The organism is Candidatus Pelagibacter sp. (assembly GCF_052049815.1).
Classification (GTDB): domain Bacteria; phylum Pseudomonadota; class Alphaproteobacteria; order Pelagibacterales; family Pelagibacteraceae; genus Pelagibacter.
Genome location: NZ_JBNGZG010000001.1, coordinates 63,604 through 82,807, shown reverse-complemented (window position 1 = coordinate 82,807; position 19,204 = coordinate 63,604). Strand labels below are relative to the sequence as shown.

Annotated in this window: 20 protein-coding genes; 5 read left to right on the top strand and 15 right to left on the bottom strand. The window is 31.7% G+C overall.

The window, feature by feature from the left end:
• Window positions 1-2 precede the first annotated feature (2 nt).
• Genes ACTT9D_RS00450 through ACTT9D_RS00430 form a run of 5 tightly spaced genes read left to right on the top strand, consistent with a single transcriptional unit; the run spans window position 3 to window position 3,823 of the window.
• Window positions 3-647 (top strand): hypothetical protein, encoded by a 645-nt coding sequence (locus tag ACTT9D_RS00450; protein ID WP_440929941.1) that lies wholly within the window; start codon window positions 3-5, stop codon window positions 645-647.
• Window positions 640-1,941: an outer membrane protein assembly factor BamB family protein gene (locus ACTT9D_RS00445; protein ID WP_440929940.1), complete on the top strand. Its 1,302-nt coding sequence runs from the start codon at window positions 640-642 to the stop codon at window positions 1,939-1,941. Before ACTT9D_RS00450 ends, ACTT9D_RS00445 begins: the two co-directional genes overlap by 8 nt.
• 1 nt (window position 1,942) lies before the next feature.
• Window positions 1,943-2,368 (top strand): hypothetical protein, encoded by a 426-nt coding sequence (locus tag ACTT9D_RS00440; RefSeq protein WP_440929939.1) that lies wholly within the window; start codon window positions 1,943-1,945, stop codon window positions 2,366-2,368.
• The gene (gene zapE / locus ACTT9D_RS00435) at window positions 2,361-3,410 is read left to right on the top strand and encodes a cell division protein ZapE (protein WP_440929938.1); all 1,050 of its coding nucleotides are present in this window, start codon (window positions 2,361-2,363) and stop codon (window positions 3,408-3,410) included. Before ACTT9D_RS00440 ends, zapE begins: the two co-directional genes overlap by 8 nt.
• Window positions 3,407-3,823 carry a secondary thiamine-phosphate synthase enzyme YjbQ gene (locus tag ACTT9D_RS00430; RefSeq protein ID WP_440929937.1) on the top strand — a complete coding sequence of 139 codons (417 nt, stop codon included), beginning with the start codon at window positions 3,407-3,409 and terminating at the stop codon, window positions 3,821-3,823. The genes zapE and ACTT9D_RS00430 overlap by 4 nt, the downstream gene beginning before the upstream one ends.
• Here the strand turns inward: ACTT9D_RS00430 and ACTT9D_RS00425 are convergent.
• The 15 genes from ACTT9D_RS00425 to ACTT9D_RS00355 all read right to left on the bottom strand — a co-directional run bounded on the left by ACTT9D_RS00425 (window position 3,820) and on the right by ACTT9D_RS00355 (window position 19,134).
• Window positions 3,820-5,244 carry a cryptochrome/photolyase family protein gene (locus ACTT9D_RS00425; protein ID WP_440929936.1) on the bottom strand — a complete coding sequence of 475 codons (1,425 nt, stop codon included), beginning with the start codon at window positions 5,242-5,244 and terminating at the stop codon, window positions 3,820-3,822. The two genes, ACTT9D_RS00430 and ACTT9D_RS00425, sit on opposite strands and share 4 nt — an antisense overlap.
• On the bottom strand, window positions 5,237-6,388 hold the full coding sequence (locus ACTT9D_RS00420; RefSeq protein WP_440929935.1) for a diaminopropionate ammonia-lyase: 1,152 nt from the start codon (window positions 6,386-6,388) through the stop codon (window positions 5,237-5,239). The genes ACTT9D_RS00425 and ACTT9D_RS00420 overlap by 8 nt, the downstream gene beginning before the upstream one ends.
• Before the next feature lie 3 nt (window positions 6,389-6,391).
• On the bottom strand, window positions 6,392-7,717 hold the full coding sequence (glnT, locus tag ACTT9D_RS00415) for a type III glutamate--ammonia ligase (protein WP_440929934.1): 1,326 nt from the start codon (window positions 7,715-7,717) through the stop codon (window positions 6,392-6,394).
• A 32-nt stretch (window positions 7,718-7,749) separates the two neighbouring features.
• Window positions 7,750-9,066: an FMN-binding glutamate synthase family protein gene (locus tag ACTT9D_RS00410; protein WP_440929933.1), complete on the bottom strand. Its 1,317-nt coding sequence runs from the start codon at window positions 9,064-9,066 to the stop codon at window positions 7,750-7,752.
• Entirely contained in the window at window positions 9,066-9,746 is a 681-nt protein-coding gene (locus ACTT9D_RS00405; RefSeq protein ID WP_440929932.1) for a protein glxC, read from the bottom strand. Before ACTT9D_RS00405 ends, ACTT9D_RS00410 begins: the two co-directional genes overlap by 1 nt.
• A gap of 3 nt (window positions 9,747-9,749) precedes the next feature.
• Entirely contained in the window at window positions 9,750-10,628 is an 879-nt protein-coding gene (locus ACTT9D_RS00400) for a class II glutamine amidotransferase (RefSeq protein WP_440929931.1), read from the bottom strand.
• 3 nt (window positions 10,629-10,631) lie between these two features.
• Complete coding sequence (locus tag ACTT9D_RS00395) at window positions 10,632-10,781, bottom strand: hypothetical protein (RefSeq protein WP_014953535.1); 150 nt, start codon at window positions 10,779-10,781, stop codon at window positions 10,632-10,634.
• Window positions 10,782-10,846: 65 nt separating this feature from the next.
• Window positions 10,847-11,077, bottom strand: a complete 231-nt coding sequence (locus ACTT9D_RS00390; protein WP_014953534.1) for a hypothetical protein — start codon at window positions 11,075-11,077, stop codon at window positions 10,847-10,849.
• A 9-nt stretch (window positions 11,078-11,086) separates the two neighbouring features.
• Window positions 11,087-12,487, bottom strand: a complete 1,401-nt coding sequence (locus ACTT9D_RS00385) for an ammonium transporter (RefSeq protein ID WP_014953533.1) — start codon at window positions 12,485-12,487, stop codon at window positions 11,087-11,089.
• A 116-nt stretch (window positions 12,488-12,603) separates the two neighbouring features.
• The gene (locus ACTT9D_RS00380; protein ID WP_014953532.1) at window positions 12,604-13,014 is read right to left on the bottom strand and encodes a hypothetical protein; all 411 of its coding nucleotides are present in this window, start codon (window positions 13,012-13,014) and stop codon (window positions 12,604-12,606) included.
• Window positions 13,015-13,022: 8 nt separating this feature from the next.
• The gene (locus tag ACTT9D_RS00375; RefSeq protein WP_440929930.1) at window positions 13,023-14,444 is read right to left on the bottom strand and encodes an FMN-binding glutamate synthase family protein; all 1,422 of its coding nucleotides are present in this window, start codon (window positions 14,442-14,444) and stop codon (window positions 13,023-13,025) included.
• Window positions 14,444-15,292 carry a GXGXG motif-containing protein gene (locus ACTT9D_RS00370; RefSeq protein WP_014953530.1) on the bottom strand — a complete coding sequence of 283 codons (849 nt, stop codon included), beginning with the start codon at window positions 15,290-15,292 and terminating at the stop codon, window positions 14,444-14,446. Before ACTT9D_RS00370 ends, ACTT9D_RS00375 begins: the two co-directional genes overlap by 1 nt.
• Window positions 15,280-16,224: a class II glutamine amidotransferase gene (locus ACTT9D_RS00365; RefSeq protein ID WP_014953529.1), complete on the bottom strand. Its 945-nt coding sequence runs from the start codon at window positions 16,222-16,224 to the stop codon at window positions 15,280-15,282. Before ACTT9D_RS00365 ends, ACTT9D_RS00370 begins: the two co-directional genes overlap by 13 nt.
• Window positions 16,225-16,271: 47 nt before the next feature.
• Window positions 16,272-17,741: a glutamine synthetase family protein gene (locus ACTT9D_RS00360; RefSeq protein ID WP_440929929.1), complete on the bottom strand. Its 1,470-nt coding sequence runs from the start codon at window positions 17,739-17,741 to the stop codon at window positions 16,272-16,274.
• A gap of 67 nt (window positions 17,742-17,808) precedes the next feature.
• The gene (locus tag ACTT9D_RS00355) at window positions 17,809-19,134 is read right to left on the bottom strand and encodes an NAD(P)/FAD-dependent oxidoreductase (protein WP_014953527.1); all 1,326 of its coding nucleotides are present in this window, start codon (window positions 19,132-19,134) and stop codon (window positions 17,809-17,811) included.
• Window positions 19,135-19,204: the final 70 nt, after the last annotated feature.

Below are 19,204 nucleotides of genomic sequence, written 5' to 3'. Positions count from 1 at the left end.
ATATGGATGAAGAAACAGCATTAATTGATGCAAACACAAGAAATGAAAAAATAAAAAATTTTCTTGTAAATAATAAATCAAGGATATTGACCATAATTATTTCAATTGTGGTTTTACTATTGCTTTTTTTTGGTTATGGAGAGTACAAAAAAAGAGATAGGATTAGTGTTTCAGATGAATTTAATTCTTTAACTATTGGTTATAATAAAGAAAATAACAGTAAGATTTTAACTGGTTTAATAAATGTAATAAAAGAGAAAAATCCAACATACTCTCCTTTAGCATTATACTTTATAATTGATAATGGTTTAATCGAGGATAAAGGTCAAATTAATCAATACTTTGATATTTTAATTAACCACACTCCTTTAGATGATGAAATAGAAAATCTTGTCATTTATAAAAAAGCTTTATTTAATGCAGACAATATTGAAGAAGCCGAACTATTGGAAATATTAAAACCCATTAATAATTCCAATAGTGTTTGGAAGTCTCATTCCTTATATCTTTTAGGTGAATATTTTTATTCCAAGGGTGAGAAACAAAAAGCTAAAGAATTTTTTGATCAAATATCAAACTTAGAAAACGCAAATCCCGATATAAGAATTCAAACTGAAAAAAGATTGAGAAGAGATCTGAGTGATTAAAATTTTTAAAATTTTAATAATATATTTATTTTTATCCAACTGTTCTTTTAATGACTCAACTGGTTTTTGGTCAAAAGATGAAGAAATAAAGAAAAGAAGTTTATTATTTAAACCTGTGTTTGAAAAAGTTAACAATGACCCTAAAGAATTCAACACTAATTTAAATTTAGAATTATCACTATCTGAAAAAGATTTTAAAAAATATAATTATTTAGATAATAATGATAATTTTATTAACTTTAACATAAATTTTGATAAACAATCGGAATATAGGTTCTCAAAAATTGAAAACTATCATTTAACTGATACAGAGTTAGTTTTTGATAAAAACAATATATTTTTTTTTGATGACAAAGGTTCTATCCTAAAATTTGAAGAAAATTCTAATTTGATTTGGAAAAAAAATATTTATTCAAAAAATGAAAAGAAACTTAATCCTCTAATAAATTTATATAAATATAAAAATTCATTAATTGTATCTGATAACTTATCTAAATATTATTCTTTAAATGTTAATACAGGTGAAGTAAATTGGTTAAAAGTAAATAAGTCTCCGTTTAATTCTCAAATAAAAATTTTCAATGATCTCATATTTATAGTTGATGCTGATAACATATTAAGATGTTTTTCAATAAAAAGCGGAGATGAATTATGGAGTTACAAGACAGAAAAACCTTTTGTCAATTCATTTAAAAATTTATCAATTGTTATTAAAGATCAATCAGTAATTTTTGTCAATTCTATAGGTGAAATTAATTCATTAAATTTAGAAGATGGAAAACTCAAATGGCAAAAAAATACTTTTCGATCTAATATTATTGAGGAAATAATGGATTTAAAAATTTCTGAATTAATAATTGATAATGAATCATTATATGTATCAAATAATAAAGATAAGTTTTATGCTTTAAATGTAGAAACTGGAAAAACTAAATGGGAACAATCTATAAATTCTTATTTAAAACCTTTATTAATTAAAAATTTTTTATTTACAATTTCAGATCAAGGTTATCTGTATGTTTTAGATAAAGACAATGGAAATATAGTTAGAATTACCAAACTATACGATAATTCTAATGTAAAAAAAAAGAAAAGATTAAAGCCAATAGGTTTTATATCTAATGGTAAAGAAATTTATTTAAGTACAAATCAAGGCAAGCTATTAATAATAAATTTGGAAAACGGAAAAGTGATAGAAATATTAAATATTACAAGAAACAGAATCTCAAGGCCAATAGTTAGAAATGGAAACTTTTATTTAATTAAAGATAATTCCATTATTAGATTGAACTAAAATGTTTTTAAAAATTTTAGAAAAACTGGGTAAAAAAAGAATTGTTTTAGACAGAGGACCATCTCATCCCAGATATGATTTGGCTAAACCATGGATGAATAGGTATTATTTATTGTTTAGAAATAGACCAAAATGGTTTCCTTTTAATGTTCTAATTCATGAAATGTTAGATGATGATCATGGAGATGGAGTTCATAATCATATGTGCCCATATATCACAATCATTTTACGAGGTGGATATTGGGAAACAACAAAAGACGGAAAATTTTGGAGAAAGCCTGGCTATATAGGTTTTCGTTCGGCTAATGCTTATCATAGAGTTGATTTGGAAAAAGGAACTAACCCACTAACAATATTCATTCCTGGTCCATTTGGTTTAAGAAAAGGGCCTAGGGCTAAATATAATTTTAAATTCAATAATGAATAATTTGAATAATCTTTTTTTAGATTATTGTAAAACTGAAAGTTTTGAAGTCAATCAAGCTCAACTTGAGGTAATAAATCAATTAAGTCAGTTTAAAGATAATTATATTAATACTTCTTTGTTGAAATTTTTTTCAAAACAAAAAGAAAAAAAATTAGGAATTTATTTACACGGTGATGTGGGTGTAGGAAAAACTATGCTCCTTAACTTTTTTTTTGATAATTTGGATAAAAAAAAACAAAGACTACATTTTAATGAATTTATGATTAAATTTCATGATTTCAAATTTGTTAACTCAAAAAAAAATGATGTTATTGAACTTTTTGTTAAAGAGATTAAGAAAAAAATAGATTTAATTTATTTTGATGAATTTCAAGTGACTAATATTGCTGATGCAATGATCTTAGGAAGATTGTTTAAAGAAATATTTAATCAAAATATAATTGTTTTTTTTTCTTCAAATATTAAAATTGAAAATTTATACAAAGATGGTTTGCAAAGAGATCAATTTATTCCATTTTTAAAAATAATAAAAGAATGTTGCATTGAAATTAATTTGTCAATTGATAATGATTACAGATTAGTTAAAGGAAAATCTGAGAGGTTTTTATCTCCGCTTAATTCTACAAATAATTTTATATCAAATAAATTTTTTAGAGAAATTTCAAAAAATAAAAAGGTTCAAGAAAGAAATTTAGATATCAAAGGAAGAAATTTTACTATTAAAAATTTTTATGAAGGAATTATAAAATTAGATTTTAAAGATTTATGTGACAAAAATATTGGAGCTGAAGATTATATCGAGATTGCCAAAAATTGTTCTTTTCTATTTTTAGAAAATTTACCAAATTTTAATGAAAATAATTCTAACCAACAACAAAGGTTTATTACTTTAATTGACATACTTTATGAAAAAAAAATTCCTTTATTAATTACATCAGAAAAAAAATTAAATGAAATAAATTCTTCATCAAGTTTAAAAGATCCTTTCAAGAGAACAATTAGTAGATTATATGAACTAACATCAATTGATTATCAAATATGAAACAAAGCTTTTTTGAATTAAATATCAGTACAAATGGACAAAACTTATATGAATTTACTCACGAAACATTAGAGTGGATAAAAAAAAATAAATTTTCTAATGGAGTATTAAATTTAAGTATTTTGCATACAAGTGCATCTCTTATTATTCAAGAAAATGCTGATCCAGATGTAAAAACAGATCTTTTAAATTATTTTGATAAATTAGTGCCGATGAATGAAGATTATATTCATTCAACTGAAGGAAAAGATGACATGCCTGCTCATATAAAATCTGCTGTTACAAATAATCAAATATCTTTAAGTATTAAAGATAGAAAATTATTGTTAGGAACTTGGCAAGGTATATTCTTATTTGAACATCGAATACATCCTCAAAATAGGAAAATTATTCATCATTTTTTAGGAGATTAATTTTTTTTCAAAGTTTGAAAAGCCTTTAAAGCTGCAGCTCTTGCTTCTTCATGTATCACTATTGGTTTTGGATAGTTTTTTCCAATAATAGTGTTTAAAGCTGTTTGATATTTAATATCCATTTCCCAAGGTTTATGAATAAATTTTTCTGGCACTTTGCTAAGTTCTGGTACCCATTTTTTTACATAAAGACCTGCTTTATCAAATTTTTCTCCCTGCAAAATTGGATTAAATATTCTAAAGTAGGGTGCTGCATCTGCCCCACAACCTGCTACCCATTGCCATTGAGCAACATTATTGGCTTCATTAAAATCTAAAAGACAATTTCTGAAATGTTTTTCACCTTCTTTCCAGTCAATTCTTAAATGTTTTACTAAAAAAGATCCAACAATCATTCTTACTCTGTTGTGCATCCATCCAGTTTCATACAATTCTCTCATACCAGCATCAACTATAGGGTAGCCAGTCATTCCTTGTTTCCAAGCTTTTAAAAATTTTTCATTCCTAACCCAAGGAAATCTATCAAATTCTTTTCTTAAATTTCCTTTAAGCATCTCAGGAAAATAATTTATTAAACTATGAGAGAACTCACGCCAGCCAAGCTCATTCGTATATTTTTTAATATTAATATTTTTAGGTTTAACTTCTGCACATTTTTTATAAATATTCTCAACATGAATTTGACCATGTTTTATATATGGTGAGAGTTTTGAAGTTCCACTTACACTTGGTATATCTCTATCTGTACCATAACTATTAATTTTATTTTTTATTAAATCATTTAATAAATTTTGCGACTCACTTTCAGAAATTTTCCAATATTTATCAAATTTTTTGTACCAATTCTTTTTGGGCAATAAATCTTTGGAATTAATGTTATTATTAAAGTAGCTAAATTTTTTTTTCACTTTTTGTATTTTTGAATTTTTTGATGGTACTGAATTTAGATAAATTTCTTCCGCAACTCTCCAGAATGGTGTAAAAACTTTAAATGGTGTTTGGTCTTTTTTAGTAACATCTTGAAATTCATTTAGAATATTACCTTTGAAATATTTAAAATTAATTTCATTTTTTAATAAAATATTATCTCTTATTTTTTTACCAAGATTAATAATTTCCGGTTCATAAATTTTATTCCAATATAGGGTTATGTTATCTTTTTTCTTTATCTTAGATAGTACTTCGATCTCATCTCCTTTTTGAATTTCTAAATTGATATTAAAATTAGATAATTCTTTTGAATAACTTTCTAAAGATTTTGAAATCCACCACAATTGCGCTTCACGCTTATTGATAAAATTTTTTGGATTGAAAATATATAGCGCAACCACTTCATTATGGTTCTGACTAGCATGAGAAAGTGCTGGATTTAAATTTATCCTAAAATCTTCTCTAATCCATACAATTGCTTTACTAGACATCTTTAATTTTTTCTAATCCACTATTTAAAAGTTGATCATACATTTTTTGGTCAGTTAAACCTTCACATCCGATGAGAAGAATTTTTGAATTTTCATTAATTCCAACTTCATTTATTTTTTCCTTTTCTTTCATAAGACTGATCAAAGAAATTATACCAGGCACACCACATTCACCTGCAATAATTTTGTTTTCTGAAAATACTTTATTAGATAACAAGGCTACTGTTGAAGAAATTCCTTCATCTGAAATAGATAAACAATGATTAGCTGAATTTTTTAATATATCCCATGCAACTGTTGAGACATCTCCGCAGGACATGCCTCCCATTATAGACTCTTTCTTTATATCTATAGATGTTGGTTTTGAATTTTTGATACTTTCTAGAACACACTTAGCATCTTCGGGCTCAACAATAATAAATCTTGGAATTTCTTTTGAAAATTTAGCAAATCCTGCTATGGCAGCTGCAGCCATACCACCCACACCAGCTTGTAAAAACACATGGCTTATTTTTTGATCTTTTAAATCATCTATAATTTCCTTTATCATTATTGAGTAACCGGCCATAATATATTTTGGAACTTCCATATAATTTTCCCAAGAAACATCCTGTACAATTTCCCAATTATTTTCCTTAGATTTTTTTAGACATTCTTTTAAAGAAGCATCATAGTTTCCTTTAACTCTAATTACTTCAGCACCTAGAGATCTCATTGCTGATGCTCTTTCTTCACTTACAAATTCACTTATAAAAATTTTACATTTTACCCCCAACCTTTGTGCACCCCATGCAACTGATCTTCCATGGTTACCTGCGGTTGCTGTTGCAACTGTATTTGTCTTGGTTTCTTTGATTATTTTATCAACTGCGAAGGCTCCACCTAATGCTTTAAAAGACTTTAAATGAAATCTAAATCCCTCGTCTTTGTAATAAATCTTATCTATATTTAAATAATCACTTAATTTGTTTAGCTCTACGAGAGGAGTAGGTTTATAAGTATCCCATGAACTTATAGTTTTGACTGCTTCGTCTATATATTCATTTGGGAGATATTCTAAAATCTGATCTTTATTAAAATTATAGTTTTTGTTTTTTACAAAACTAGAAATAGAAAAAGCTTTACTCTCTAATACTGAATTCATTTATTAACAGTCGAGTGTATTTCTTCTTTCCCATTCAGTAACTGGTTTTGTTTTATCAAAGCTTTCATTATTGTTAAATTCTTCTAATTCTGCTGATCTAAGCTTTAAATAACTATTGATTACATCGTTTCCAAAAGCTTCATTGATCATTTTATTACTTTTTAATCTATCAAGAGACTCACTTAAATCATTTGGTAATTTTGGCAGGTCCGGATATTTTGCATGATCTTCATACATGTTGCAATGTAATGGTTCACCCGGATCAATTTTGTTATTAAGACCGTCTAAACCAGCCGCAATCACACCAGCTTGTAATAAGTAAGGATTTGCTGATCCATCCATCAATCTAAGTTCAAATCTTCCTTGATCAGGTATTCTAACCATGTGGGTTCTGTTATTACCAGTATAAGAGATACTGCTGGGAGACCAAGTAGCTCCTGATTTTGTTGGTGGTGCATTTATTCTTCTATAACTGTTAATTGTTGGATTAAAAAATGCAGATAGAGAGTCGGCATTTTTAATCAACCCACCTAAAAAGTTATAAGCTGTTTTGCTTAATCCTAATTTATCTGATTTATCTAAAAACTTATTCTTCTTACCATCCCAACATGAAACATGTGCATGACAACCATTACCAGTAAGGTTTGAAAAAGGTTTTGGCATAAAAGTTGCTCTTAGACCATGTTTTTCTGCTAAACTTTTAACCATAAATTTAAAAAATACATGACGATCAGCTGTTATTAAACAATCTGAATAATCCCAATTCATTTCAAATTGACCGTTCGCATCTTCATGATCATTTTGGTATGGATTCCATCCAAGTTCTATCATACTGTCACAAATTTCTTTTATTAATTCATATCTTCTCATCAAAGCTGATTGATCATAACAAGGTTTTGATTGTATATCTCTTGTATCTGCAATTGATGAACCATCTTCACTTATCAAAAAATATTCACATTCAACACCAGACTTCATATTAAGTTTTTTCTTTGATAGTTTTTTAATTTGTTCTTTTAAAATTACTCTCGGAGATGCTTTAACTGGCTTTCCATCCATATATAAATCTGAAGCTAACCATCCAATTTCTTTATTCCATGGCAATTGTATCAAACTATCAGGATCTGGAATTGCAAACATATCGCTGTCCGCTGGTGTCATATCCAACCAGGTTGCAAAACCAGCAAATCCAGCACCATTCTCTTGCATTTCGTCTATTGCACGGGCAGGCACTAATTTTGAACGTAAAACTCCAAAGAAGTCCACAAAACTGATTAAAAAATATTTTATTTTTTGTTGTTTAGCAATTTTTGATAAATTTTTTGACATAATCAAAAGGTTATAAACTTAAGATAAATGAATCAACCTTTTTCTTTTAAACCAGGTATCCAATCTGTACCAGCCAAAGGCACTCTTGCCATAGCAGCTGCTTCAACTGTTAGTGCAACTAAATCTTCTGGCTCTAGATTTCTTACATCAGATTTTCCGTTAGCTCTAGCAAGTGTTTGTAATTCTAATGTAAGAGTGCTCAGATAGTTTCTTAATCTTCTGCCTCCTTCAACTGGATCTAGTCTCTCTTCTAATTTTGGATCTTGCGTAGCAACACCTACTGGACATCTTCCAGTATGACAGTGATGACAAAAGCCAGGTTCTGTACCTAATTTTTCATAGTCCTCTCTATATAAATCAGCATTACAGTTGAGCGCCATCATAGCTGCTGAACCAATAGATACTGCATCTGCACCCATAGCTAATGCTTTAGCAACATCCGCTCCAGTTCTTATTCCCCCTGATACAATCAATTGAACTTTTCTGTGCATATTCAGCTCTTTTAAAGCATCTACAGCTTCTCTTAGAGCACCTAATGTTGGAATTCCAACATGTTCAATAAAAACATCTTGCGTGGCAGCTGTACCACCTTGCATACCGTCTAAAACAACAACATCTGCACCAGCTTTTACTGCGAGCGTAGTATCATAATAAGATCTTGCAGCACCTACTTTAATATAGATGGGTTTTTCCCAGTTTGTTATTTCTCTTAATTCTTGTATCTTAATTTCTAAATCGTCAGGTCCAGTCCAATCTGGATGTCTGCAAGCACTCCTTTGATCAATTCCTTGAGGAAGAGTTCGCATTCCAGCAACACGTTCATTAATTTTTTGTCCTAAAAGCATACCACCACCACCTGGTTTAGCACCTTGACCCACAACTACTTCTATAGCATCTGCTTTTCTTAAATCATCAGGGTTCATTCCATATCTTGAGGGAAGTAATTGATAAACTAAGTATTTTGAAGATCCTCTTTCTTCTTTAGTCATACCCCCATCACCAGTAGTTGTAGATGTTCCCATAGCAGAAGCGCCTTTACCCAAAGCATCTTTCGCATTTGCTCCTAGTGCACCAAAACTCATACCAGCTATTGTAATTGGAATATCTAGATGAAGAGGTTTTTTTGCAAATCTATCTCCTAAGATCACTGAAGTATTGCATGTTTCTCTATAACCTTCTAATGGATATCTCGACATAGAAGCACCTAAAAAAACTAGATCATCAAAATCAGGAACTTTTCTTTTAGCTCCTAATCCTCTTATTTGATAAATTCCTTCATTTGCTGCTCTTTGAATTTCTTGAATCGTTGATGTTGGAAATGTTTTGAATTCTTTTAAATTTTTTTTCATTAATATGATCCTACGTTATCTATTTTAAAGTTATATAAATTTCTAGCGGATCCATATCTTTTGAAATTTTTTGGATCTTCTTTGATATTATTTTCTTTAAATATATTTTTTAAAATTTGAATATTTTTTTCATCCATTTCTTTTTCAATACAATCAGCACCTAAGCTTTTAACTTTTCCTTTGACAAATATCTTAGCTTCATAAATAGAGTCTCCCAGATCAGCATCAGCATCACCAAAAACAATTAAATTTCCTTTTTGAGCCATAAAAGCTGACATGTGTCCAACTGAACCTTTAACAATAATATCAATTCCTTTCATTGATATTCCACATCTAGAACTAGCGTCACCTTCAATAATTAGAGTTCCACCATGACCCGTTGCTCCAGCTGCTTGTGAAGCATTACCTTTAATAGTCACTTTTCCCGACATCATATTTTCTGCTACACCTGTACCAACATTTCCATCAATTTTAATATGAGCATTTTGGTTCATGCCAGCACAGTAGTAACCTGTGTGTCCTTTGATGTTCACTTCAATCTCATCTTTTAAACCAGCGCAAATTGCATGTTGTCCTTGTGGGTTTAAAATTTCAAATTTTCTTTGGTTGTTTTTTCTATCTACGTCTTGGAGAAATGAATTTACTTCTCTTAATTTTTTCTTTTTTAAATCTAAATTCATAAATTACCAATGATAAACTACTCCAGGTTTTGGTTCAAAAATTTTAGCATCATTTACATTAGGTAGATGCGCCATAGCTTGAAACTCAGAGGCTACAGCAACATAATCTTTTGTTTCCGCAACCACTGCTGGCTTACAAGCTATTTCATCTCTTAACAAAGCAAAACCATCTTTAGTGCCTGCTATAAAAGTATAGAAACCATCTAAATCACTTAAACTATTTTTCAATGTCTTTTCTAAATCTTTGCCTCTTGAAATTTGATTAGATATATAGCCTGCCGCAACTTCTGTATCATTATCAGAATTAAATTTTTGACCATCTTTAATTAAAACTCTTCTAACATTATTATGATTTGAAAGTGAGCCATTGTGAACTAAACACTCATCTTCAGCTGTAGAGTAGGGGTGAGATCCTTGAGTCGTTATAGCACTTTCAGTTGCCATACGTGTGTGACCAATTCCATGAGTTCCAGAAAAAGATGAAAGTTTGAATTTTTTTACTACATCTTTTGGGTTACCAGTTTGTTTGAAAATATTTATGCTTTTACCATATCCAACAATTGAAACTTCATTTAAACTATTATTTAATATTCCCAAAACTTTCTTTGGTTTTTCTTTTGTTTCCAAAACAATATGATCAGAAAATATATTTATCTTAGGTTTTTTTATAAATTTTGAAATTTTTTTTTTAAACTGATCTTGAGTTAAATTATTTAAACAAATTGAATACTTGTAAAAACCTTTTTTTTCTTTTGAGTAAATTGCAAAGCCAGCACTATCAGGTCCTCTAGTTGCCATTCCATCTAACATTCCAGATAAAAATTTACCTAGTTGTTTTTCATATTTTTTGGTTTTTAGATATATCCCAACTATTCCACACATAAATTATTTTATTAAAGATAAAAGAGCGTCCTTATAATAGATTAAATTCACTATTACAATGATGATTACAGCGGCTATAGCTCCATATTTAGCTTTTGGAAATGCCACACCTCTCATTTTAGATGGAGGTAAATTTTTTTCTTCTTCATTCATAAATATTTTAAATAAAAAAAGGGCACAGTTAAAAATTTAACTGCGCCCTTAATTTTATTATTTAATTACCAATTGGCAATATTGTTTTTATAGTCGTTAGCGCTACGTCTTTTTCTTGCTAGTTTCTCAAGCTTTTCGCTCTCTGATCTAGCAGTCAAAACATGCCAACCTATCCACAAAACTATACCAATAATAACAAGCAAACCTTCGCTAGAACCAGCACCCGGATAAACTGCTCCGACAACTTCCTCTGCTGGTTTGTTAAGGTGATCTATCCAGTTTGTTACTGTAGCCATATTTCTCCTTTACCTTGTTGCTGAGGAAACTGCTTTTTCTGCATCTTTGTCAGCTTCCATTATTTCATAGTCAAGTCCTGCTAACTCTACTTCACGTGGGATTCTTAGTTTACCCATACCGTTTAGTACTTTAGCAATGACATAACCTGGTATTAGTCCTAGAACAACAAACATTATTATTGCTCCTAAGAACTGACCTAGTGGATTAATTGTTGCGTATGTTGTTCCATCCCACATAGCTCCTACACTGTAACCAGACGAAGGATAACCATTTAAAACAAAACCACATATTACAAGACCAATAAATCCAGCATAACCGTGTACAGCTACTGCTCCAACTGCATCATCAATTTTGAACTTACGTTCAACCCAATAATGAAGTTTGTAAGATATAACTACACCAATCATACCAATAATCATTGATTGAATTGGATGGTATAGATCATTTCCTGCTGAAGCACATATAATACCAGCTAATCCACTTGAGTATGTCCAGAACGGATCCCCTTTAGCGATCCAATATCCAGCTAATAATCCTCCTGATAGTGACATCAAGAAGTTAAAAGTAATACCACTAAGTGTAGTTGGTGTTACATAAATGTTTGTAGCAGTCCAGAACGATACACCTTCCATTCCATATTCTGGTCCAAGATCAAATATTGGAATATTACACGCCGCATAGAATCCCCAGAAACCAGTATAAATCATAAATAATCCAACTGTTACTAGCCAAGGATTTCTAGGCCCAATATTTCTTGGTTCACCACTAGATGAAAATTTACCTATTCTAGGTCCAAGAACCATAAGTACTCCTAAAGCAAATCCACCCGCAATTGCGTGAATTACTCCAGATGCATATGCATCATGATAACCTAAAATTTTGAGCATCCATCCATCAAAATGCCATCCCCATGCTGCATCGATTGTCCAGAACACTGAACCAATTGCTATTGCTAAAATACCAAAAGCAAATGTAGTTATTCTTTCAATCACTGCACCAGAAACAATTGATGCTGCAGTCCATGAAAATAATAAAAACGCAGCCCAGAATACTCCACTTATATGGTCATTTAAGTTAATAGCCATTAATTCTGAAGTTGCTGTGTACCACGTTGCACTAAAAGCACTTTCATCCGTTATCAATGCAGTACTTTCATTCATTATTGATGGAGCAATTCCTGGTCCTGTTGGAAATGCCCAATAGATCCACCAACCAAAGAAAAACCAAGTTACTGTTACCAAAGGTATCAGCATTGTATTTTTCATTAATGTGTGTTGATGGTGTTTATAACGAGAAGCTCCAACTTCATACATACAGAACCCAACGTGAATTAAGAACATTAGGACTACTGTTACCCAGTAGTAAAACTCTGTAAATATGGTCGTAAGAGCACTTAACTGATCAGTCATTTTCTCTCCCCCATGTTAATTTCTTAAACTTTATTAAAATTAAAAGAGAGATACAATATTATAAAGACCAGCTATTATGCCGCTAGTCTTTATAAATAATCAACTAATAAGTGAATTTAAAACTTTAAATAAGCTTTTTTCAAATCAACAAGAGGGTGTTTTTTTGACATTTGAAACTTAACTAATAGCTCTCTTGCTATCATATCTCTATCTTGTTGATTGTTAGGTAGTTTAATAGACTTAGGTATTGTCACCCAACCATTCGCATTTCTACAAAATACAGCTGGTCTTCCTTCTTCATAACCCATGTGAACATCCTCTAACCAATTTAAATCATCCCAACCCATTGCTTCTACGTATTTCTTAAGAAATGGAGTTAGTTTTTTGTAATCAGGTAAAAGATTAACATCATATCTGTAACCGATATGTTGACCTATCATCTTTTCTCTAGCTGTCTCTTTAGATTTTCCAATTACAGCTTTACTTACCTTTTTCGATTTAGCTTTTTTAACTTTTTTCTTAGGCATAATAATCCTTATATTTTATGGAAGTTGTCAACACCAACTGTGTAGTTAGTTCCAGCTAGTGGAACTTTAGCTAATGCTGAAGCTTCAGATGTTAATGCCGCTAAATCTTCTGGCTCTAAAGAGTGGATATTTGTTTTACCACAAGCTCTAGCTAATAATTGAGCCTCTAAAGTCATTGTGTGTAAATAGTTATACACTCTTAAAGCAGCATCATCTGGGTTTAATCTTGATCTTAATTTAGGATCTTGAGTAGCAACTCCAACTGGACATCTTCCAGTGTGGCAGTGGTAACATTCACCTGCTTTAACTCCCATTTCTTTCTCAAAATTAGACTCTGGGATTTCCTTATTGCAGTTAAGAGCTATCATTGCTCCAGTTCCAATTGCTACTGCATCTGCACCTAATGCAAGACACTTAGCGAGATCAGCACCATCTCTAACACCACCAGCGTAAATTAATGATACTTTTCCATTTTTACCTACATCATCAATTGCTCTTCTTGCCTCTCTGATTGCTGCTATTCCTGGAATACCAGTATTAGCTGCTGCAATGTGTGGACCTGCACCAGTTGAACCTTCCATACCATCAATATAGATAGAGTCAGGATCACACTTAGCTGCCATACGAACATCATCATATACTTTTGCTGCACCAAGTTTTAATTGAATTGGTACTTTATTCTTAGTCAATTCTCTTAATTCCTGAACCTTTAAAGCTAAGTCATCTGGACCTAGCCAGTCAGGGTGTCTTGCTGGTGATCTTTGATCAATACCAGCAGGTAAAGATCTCATCTCAGCTACTTGATCAGTAACTTTTTGACCCATTAGGTGACCACCCATTCCAACTTTTTGACCTTGACCAATAAACACTTCAATACCATCAGCTAACTGTGCGTGATGCGGGTTAAAACCATATCTTGATTGGATACATTGGTAGTACCATTTCTCAGAATATCTTCTTTCATCAGGTATCATTCCACCTTCTCCTGAACATGTAGCACTTCCAGCCATTGTAGCACCTCTTGCTAAAGCTGTTTTAGCTTCATAAGATAAAGCACCAAAACTCATTCCAGTGATATAAACAGGAATATCAAGCTCTACTGGATTTTCACATCTTGGACCAATTACAGTTTTTGTTTCACATTTTTCTCTGTAACCTTCAATTACAAATCTTGTAAGTGTCCCAGGTAAGAATGTTAAATCATCAAAATCAGGAATCTTTTTCATCAATGCCATTCCTCGCATTCTGTATCTTCCTAATTCAGCTTTGATATGAATATCGTCAATTACATCTGGAGTAAAAATAGCATTTAAGCCAAGTAAACTTTTATTTCTTCCTCCACTTTTATTTAAATGAACATCAGCTTTTCCACCAACTCCAGCTTGTCCATTTGATTTTTTCTTTTTAGCTTTTGTTTTCTTTTTAGCCATTAAATTGCTCCTTTTTTCTCTGTAGGTTCTAAATTATCGTAGTTCCAAAGTTTCTTACCAGCTACAACTTTAGTCATCTTACTAACGTCAAAGTTTTCACCAATCTCTGCAACTTTTAATTTTCTTTTTAGCCAAGAAACGTCATCTGATGTAAGTTCTGCTGTTACAGCATCGCTTCCAAAAGACTCAATTTTTCCACCAATATAAATAATTCCATCATACATAGAGTCTCCTAAGTTAATTCCAACATCGCCTAGAATAATTATTCTTCCTCTTTGCATCATGAAACCTGTAAAAGCACCAGCGTCACCACCAATTATGATAGTTCCGCCTTTCATATCGATACCAGTTCTAGAACCAACACTACCTTTACAAATTAAATCGCCACCTCTAATAGCAGCACCAAATGAAGAGCCAGCATTTTTTTCAATCACCACCTTACCAGCCATCAAATTTTCTGCACAAGACCATCCAACACGACCATTCACTCTTACAACTGGTCCATCACATGATCCAACACCAAAGTAACCTAAGCTACCTTCAAAAATTAAATTTAGTTTATTTAATATTCCAACTCCCAAACTGTGTTTTCCTTGAGGATTTTTAATTACTATAGTTCCGAAACCTTTGCTCATAAGGTTATCTATTTCCTTATTAGCTTCAGTTGCAGTCATATCTTTTACATCAAGCTCTGTTCTTTTATTAAAATCTACATCGTATGTTCCAAAATAAAAGAAATTTTCAGCCTCATCAGGGTTAAAGAATTTTTGCTGAGTTCTTCCAGTAAGCACCTCAGTGTGCATACCCATTGAACGAGCTTTTGATTTTTCAGTCTTTAAATTTGCCATACTTTAACCTCCCCATTAAATGGATCATAAGTGTCAATCTCTTGAGGTAGCACTGATCTAATTGCTATTTCCTCAGATCCCATTGCCACAAGATCATCTGATTCATATAATACTAACGGTTTTGCTGCCATTGTATCTTTTGCCATTCCTAGCGAATTTTTAGTCGCAACAAAATATGTAAATACTCCGTCTAACTCATGTAAAGAGTCTTTCATTCCTTCTTCAAGTGAAGCTCCATTTCTCATTTTGTCAGCAAGGTATACTGCAATAAGTTCAGAGTCACATTCTGACATAAATCTCATGCCTTTATTTTCAAGTACTCTTCTATTATTCCAATAGTTTGTAAGTTGACCATTGTGAACAACAGAAACATCACTGAATGGATAACCCCAAAATGGGTGAGCAGATTTAATATCTACACCAGACTCAGTTGCCATTCTAGCATGACCTATTGCGTGAGTACCAACTAAGTTACCTAAGCTATATCTGTCACAAACTTCTTTAGCATTTCCAAGATCTTTAATTACTTCTAAAGATTTACCTAAAGACAATATTTCTACTCCTGGAACACTCTCGATTTTTTCAGACAAATCTCTTAAATCTTTTGCGTCATAAGTAATCTCATATCTTAGTGAGTAGGGAAGTATTCTTTCTTCCTTAACAATGTTAGCACCTAATTCTTTCAATTTTGCATTTACGATTTTTATTCTTTCATCATAAACAGAAACATCTTCCATTACTGATGAACTTCCTTCACCAACATTTTCACCTACTTTAAATCTCATGATGAAATTTTTTCCATCAGTATCACCGTATAATGCATAACCAGTAGAATCTTCTCCTCTATGTTTTAAAGCCTGAAGCATTCCCTGAAGTTCGCTTCCAACATTAGAAGATTTATTTCTATGAATAAGTCCAGCTATTCCACACATATCTTTTTCCTTATGTTAAATTGTTAATTTATTTTCCTTTAATTCTATTATGGTAGACAATCCAAGTAAGTATCTAGATCCCACTGAGTTGTTGCCCCAAGGAATCTTTCCCACTCATCATTTTTATACCAATGAAATATCTTATACATTTCATCTGGCATTGCTGATTGAATTACTTTGTCTTCTGATAATCTATCTAAAGCTTCACCAAGACTTAAAGGAAGTTTTTTCACATCCTTACCTGCTTTTTGGGCTTCATATATATTTCTAGACTCTGGCTTACCTGGGTCTATGTTATTTGATATTCCATCATCAAAAGCTTTTAACAAAGCTGCACCCATTAAATATGGATTATGCATTGAGTCTACTGATCTGTATTCAAATCTACCTGGAGCAGAAACTCTTAGACCACAAGTTCTATTTTGATAGCCCCAATCTGCATAAACTGGTGCCCAAAAACCTTGGTCCCATAATCTTCTATAAGAGTTAACAGTTGATGAGCCAATAGCAGTAAGAGCTGGCAAGTGTTTCATTACACCTCCAATAGATTGCAATCCAATTTTTCCTGGAAGTTGCATATCTTTTGTATCAGGCATAAATGTATTTTCTCCACCCTCAACATAAGTAAATACTTCATCAACACCTGGTAAACTTTTATGACCAAGTTTATTTACTTTATCTTTTCCACCTTTCCATAAAGACATATTTGTATGACAACCACTTGCTGATACACCCATAAATGGTTTAGTCATAAAACATGCAATCAAACCATGTTCTCTAGCTACTTGCGCGCAGATTTGTCTGTAGGTAGAAAGTCTATCAGCATTTCTTAATACATCATCATACATCCAATTAAGCTCTAATTGCCCTGGAGCATCTTCATGGTCACCTTGAATCATATCTAGACCCATTGCATTTGCATACTCAATAACTTTCATGAATACAGGTCTTAAAGACTCAAATTGATCTATGTGATAACAAAAAGGTTTCGAAAAACCTTTTCCAGTAGGAGTTCCATCTTCATTTTTAGTTAACCACATCATCTCTGGCTCTGTTCCAACTCTCATTTGGTAGCCATGCTTCTTTTTGAATTCTTCAGCTATAATTCTTAAATTTCCTCTACAGTCAGAAGTTAAATGTCCGCCTGGATTTTCTCTTTCTTCTCTATTTCTAAAACACGTACAATAAACTCTCGCTACTTTTTTATCCCAAGGTAATTGAACAAAAGTTTCTGGATCAGGGATACCAACTAACTCTTTGGCTTCTGGACCATATCCAATGTAGTTGTTGTGACGATCTAAAAATAAGTTTGCTGTTGCACCATAAACAAGTTGGAAACCTTTTTCTGCAGTTCTTTCCCAGTGGTCTGCTGGTATACCTTTACCTACAATTCTTCCTGTTACTGAAATAAATTGGAAATAAATATATGTTATTCCTAATTCGTTAATTTTTTCTCTAACTTTTTTTACAAGCTTATCTCTACCTGGTTGATTTACATGTTTTTCTAGATCAGTCATTTTTTCCCCTCTTTAATTTTCAGAACAAAAAGTTAGCTGAAATTAAAAAGCCTGTCTACTTGGATAATTAGCTCCAAGGGAACGGACTGTTAGAAGTAGGGTGAAGTTCACCCTTCTCGTACCGGTTGAATCTAAACGGTTTTAACAATTCACTTTCTTGTCCTAAAATTTCTTTTGCAACAAGCTCACCAACTCCTATCATTTTATATCCGTGGTTAGCATCAGCAATTAAATATACATTTTCTAAAAATCTATCAAAGATTGGAAAAGAGTCTGGTGTCATACATCCTAGTCCACCAGATGGCCCTTTTCTATAAAGATGAGATTTACCTTCAAATCTTTTTTGACAATGAGCTAATGCAGAGCACCACATTTCATTAAATGCTTCAGTAGTTTGGTACTCTGGTGACTCTATTCCGTAAGGGTCCACATTTACTTGATCAAAATGTTTGTCAACTATGTAAGGAGAAGTTCCACCTTGAACGCCTAGACCTTCAATATCTGGTTTGTAATAAATTCCCCAAATTTTATCTGTTATTAATTTTTTTGTTTTATCTGAATATAAAGGTGCAGTACTGTCAACGTGTATTACCGGTGGCTGTTCACCATTATTCATTTTTAAAAAATCTGGCTCAACACCTATAACACCCTCTTGTAACATCCAGTATGTCCACATATCAGTTGTGTGCATTTTACCATCTTTGCCTTTAATATTTGCTGTTTTTGGAAGTTCTAACATGTTCCAAAAATCTCTTGCCCAAGGGCCAGCACCAATTACTACTTGTTCACAATCAATAACACCTTTGTCAGTTTCTACTCCTGTAACAGCTTTACTATTACTACCTCTTTTGAAACCATTGACTGTTACGCCTTTAATAACTTGAACACCGTTAGAAGTTGATTTGTTTTCTAGTGCTTTAATTGAATCTTTGTTGAATGCGTATCCACCTTTTTTTTCATGAAGCACAGACGTAATACCTTGCGCTTGCCAGTCATCAAACATGCCTTTCATGTACTTCATACAATCTTTTTCACCTTCGATAAATTCAGATTCATATCCAATAGCTTTTTGTTGTTCATAAATTGTTGCAACATCCGCATGCATTACTTCTGGTGATATTTGTAAGTAACCAACAGCATTGTATTTAAATGCTTTAGGATCACTCTCCCAAACTTCCACTGAGTGAGCCATTAATTCTCTCATTGCAGGTTGGAAATAGTTATTTCTAACAACTCCACATGCAATTCCACTAGCACCTGCTGCTGTATCTTTTTTCTCAAGAACAACTATATCGCCAGGGTTTTTATAAGTTTCAGATAATTTCCAAGCAGTACTCAATCCATGAATACCACCACCAATGATAACAACTTTTGCTTTTGAAGGTATAGACATAATTTAAACCATATTTTTTTGTAAAACAAAAGAATATATTATTTTTTATATATAATTTTTAGAAGTTTTA

Coding starts and splice junctions, on each gene's coding strand:
- ACTT9D_RS00370 (WP_014953530.1), bottom strand. CDS start 15,292: ATGGCAAATTTAAAGACTGAAAAATCAAAAGCTCGTTCAATGGGTATG.
- ACTT9D_RS00420 (WP_440929935.1), bottom strand. CDS start 6,388: ATGAATTCAGTATTAGAGAGTAAAGCTTTTTCTATTTCTAGTTTTGTA.
- ACTT9D_RS00405 (WP_440929932.1), bottom strand. CDS start 9,746: ATGAATTTAGATTTAAAAAAGAAAAAATTAAGAGAAGTAAATTCATTT.
- ACTT9D_RS00400 (WP_440929931.1), bottom strand. CDS start 10,628: ATGTGTGGAATAGTTGGGATATATCTAAAAACCAAAAAATATGAAAAA.
- ACTT9D_RS00410 (WP_440929933.1), bottom strand. CDS start 9,066: ATGAAAAAAAATTTAAAAGAATTCAAAACATTTCCAACATCAACGATT.
- ACTT9D_RS00430 (WP_440929937.1), top strand. CDS start 3,407: ATGAAACAAAGCTTTTTTGAATTAAATATCAGTACAAATGGACAAAAC.
- ACTT9D_RS00365 (WP_014953529.1), bottom strand. CDS start 16,224: ATGTGTGGAATAGCTGGACTTATTCATAGAAATAAATCTTCTAATGTT.
- ACTT9D_RS00395 (WP_014953535.1), bottom strand. CDS start 10,781: ATGAATGAAGAAGAAAAAAATTTACCTCCATCTAAAATGAGAGGTGTG.
- ACTT9D_RS00390 (WP_014953534.1), bottom strand. CDS start 11,077: ATGGCTACAGTAACAAACTGGATAGATCACCTTAACAAACCAGCAGAG.
- ACTT9D_RS00450 (WP_440929941.1), top strand. CDS start 3: ATGGATGAAGAAACAGCATTAATTGATGCAAACACAAGAAATGAAAAA.
- glnT (WP_440929934.1), bottom strand. CDS start 7,717: ATGTCAAAAAATTTATCAAAAATTGCTAAACAACAAAAAATAAAATAT.
- zapE (WP_440929938.1), top strand. CDS start 2,361: ATGAATAATTTGAATAATCTTTTTTTAGATTATTGTAAAACTGAAAGT.
- ACTT9D_RS00355 (WP_014953527.1), bottom strand. CDS start 19,134: ATGTCTATACCTTCAAAAGCAAAAGTTGTTATCATTGGTGGTGGTATT.
- ACTT9D_RS00360 (WP_440929929.1), bottom strand. CDS start 17,741: ATGACTGATCTAGAAAAACATGTAAATCAACCAGGTAGAGATAAGCTT.
- ACTT9D_RS00385 (WP_014953533.1), bottom strand. CDS start 12,487: ATGACTGATCAGTTAAGTGCTCTTACGACCATATTTACAGAGTTTTAC.
- ACTT9D_RS00425 (WP_440929936.1), bottom strand. CDS start 5,244: ATGTCTAGTAAAGCAATTGTATGGATTAGAGAAGATTTTAGGATAAAT.
- ACTT9D_RS00380 (WP_014953532.1), bottom strand. CDS start 13,014: ATGCCTAAGAAAAAAGTTAAAAAAGCTAAATCGAAAAAGGTAAGTAAA.
- ACTT9D_RS00375 (WP_440929930.1), bottom strand. CDS start 14,444: ATGGCTAAAAAGAAAACAAAAGCTAAAAAGAAAAAATCAAATGGACAA.
- ACTT9D_RS00440 (WP_440929939.1), top strand. CDS start 1,943: ATGTTTTTAAAAATTTTAGAAAAACTGGGTAAAAAAAGAATTGTTTTA.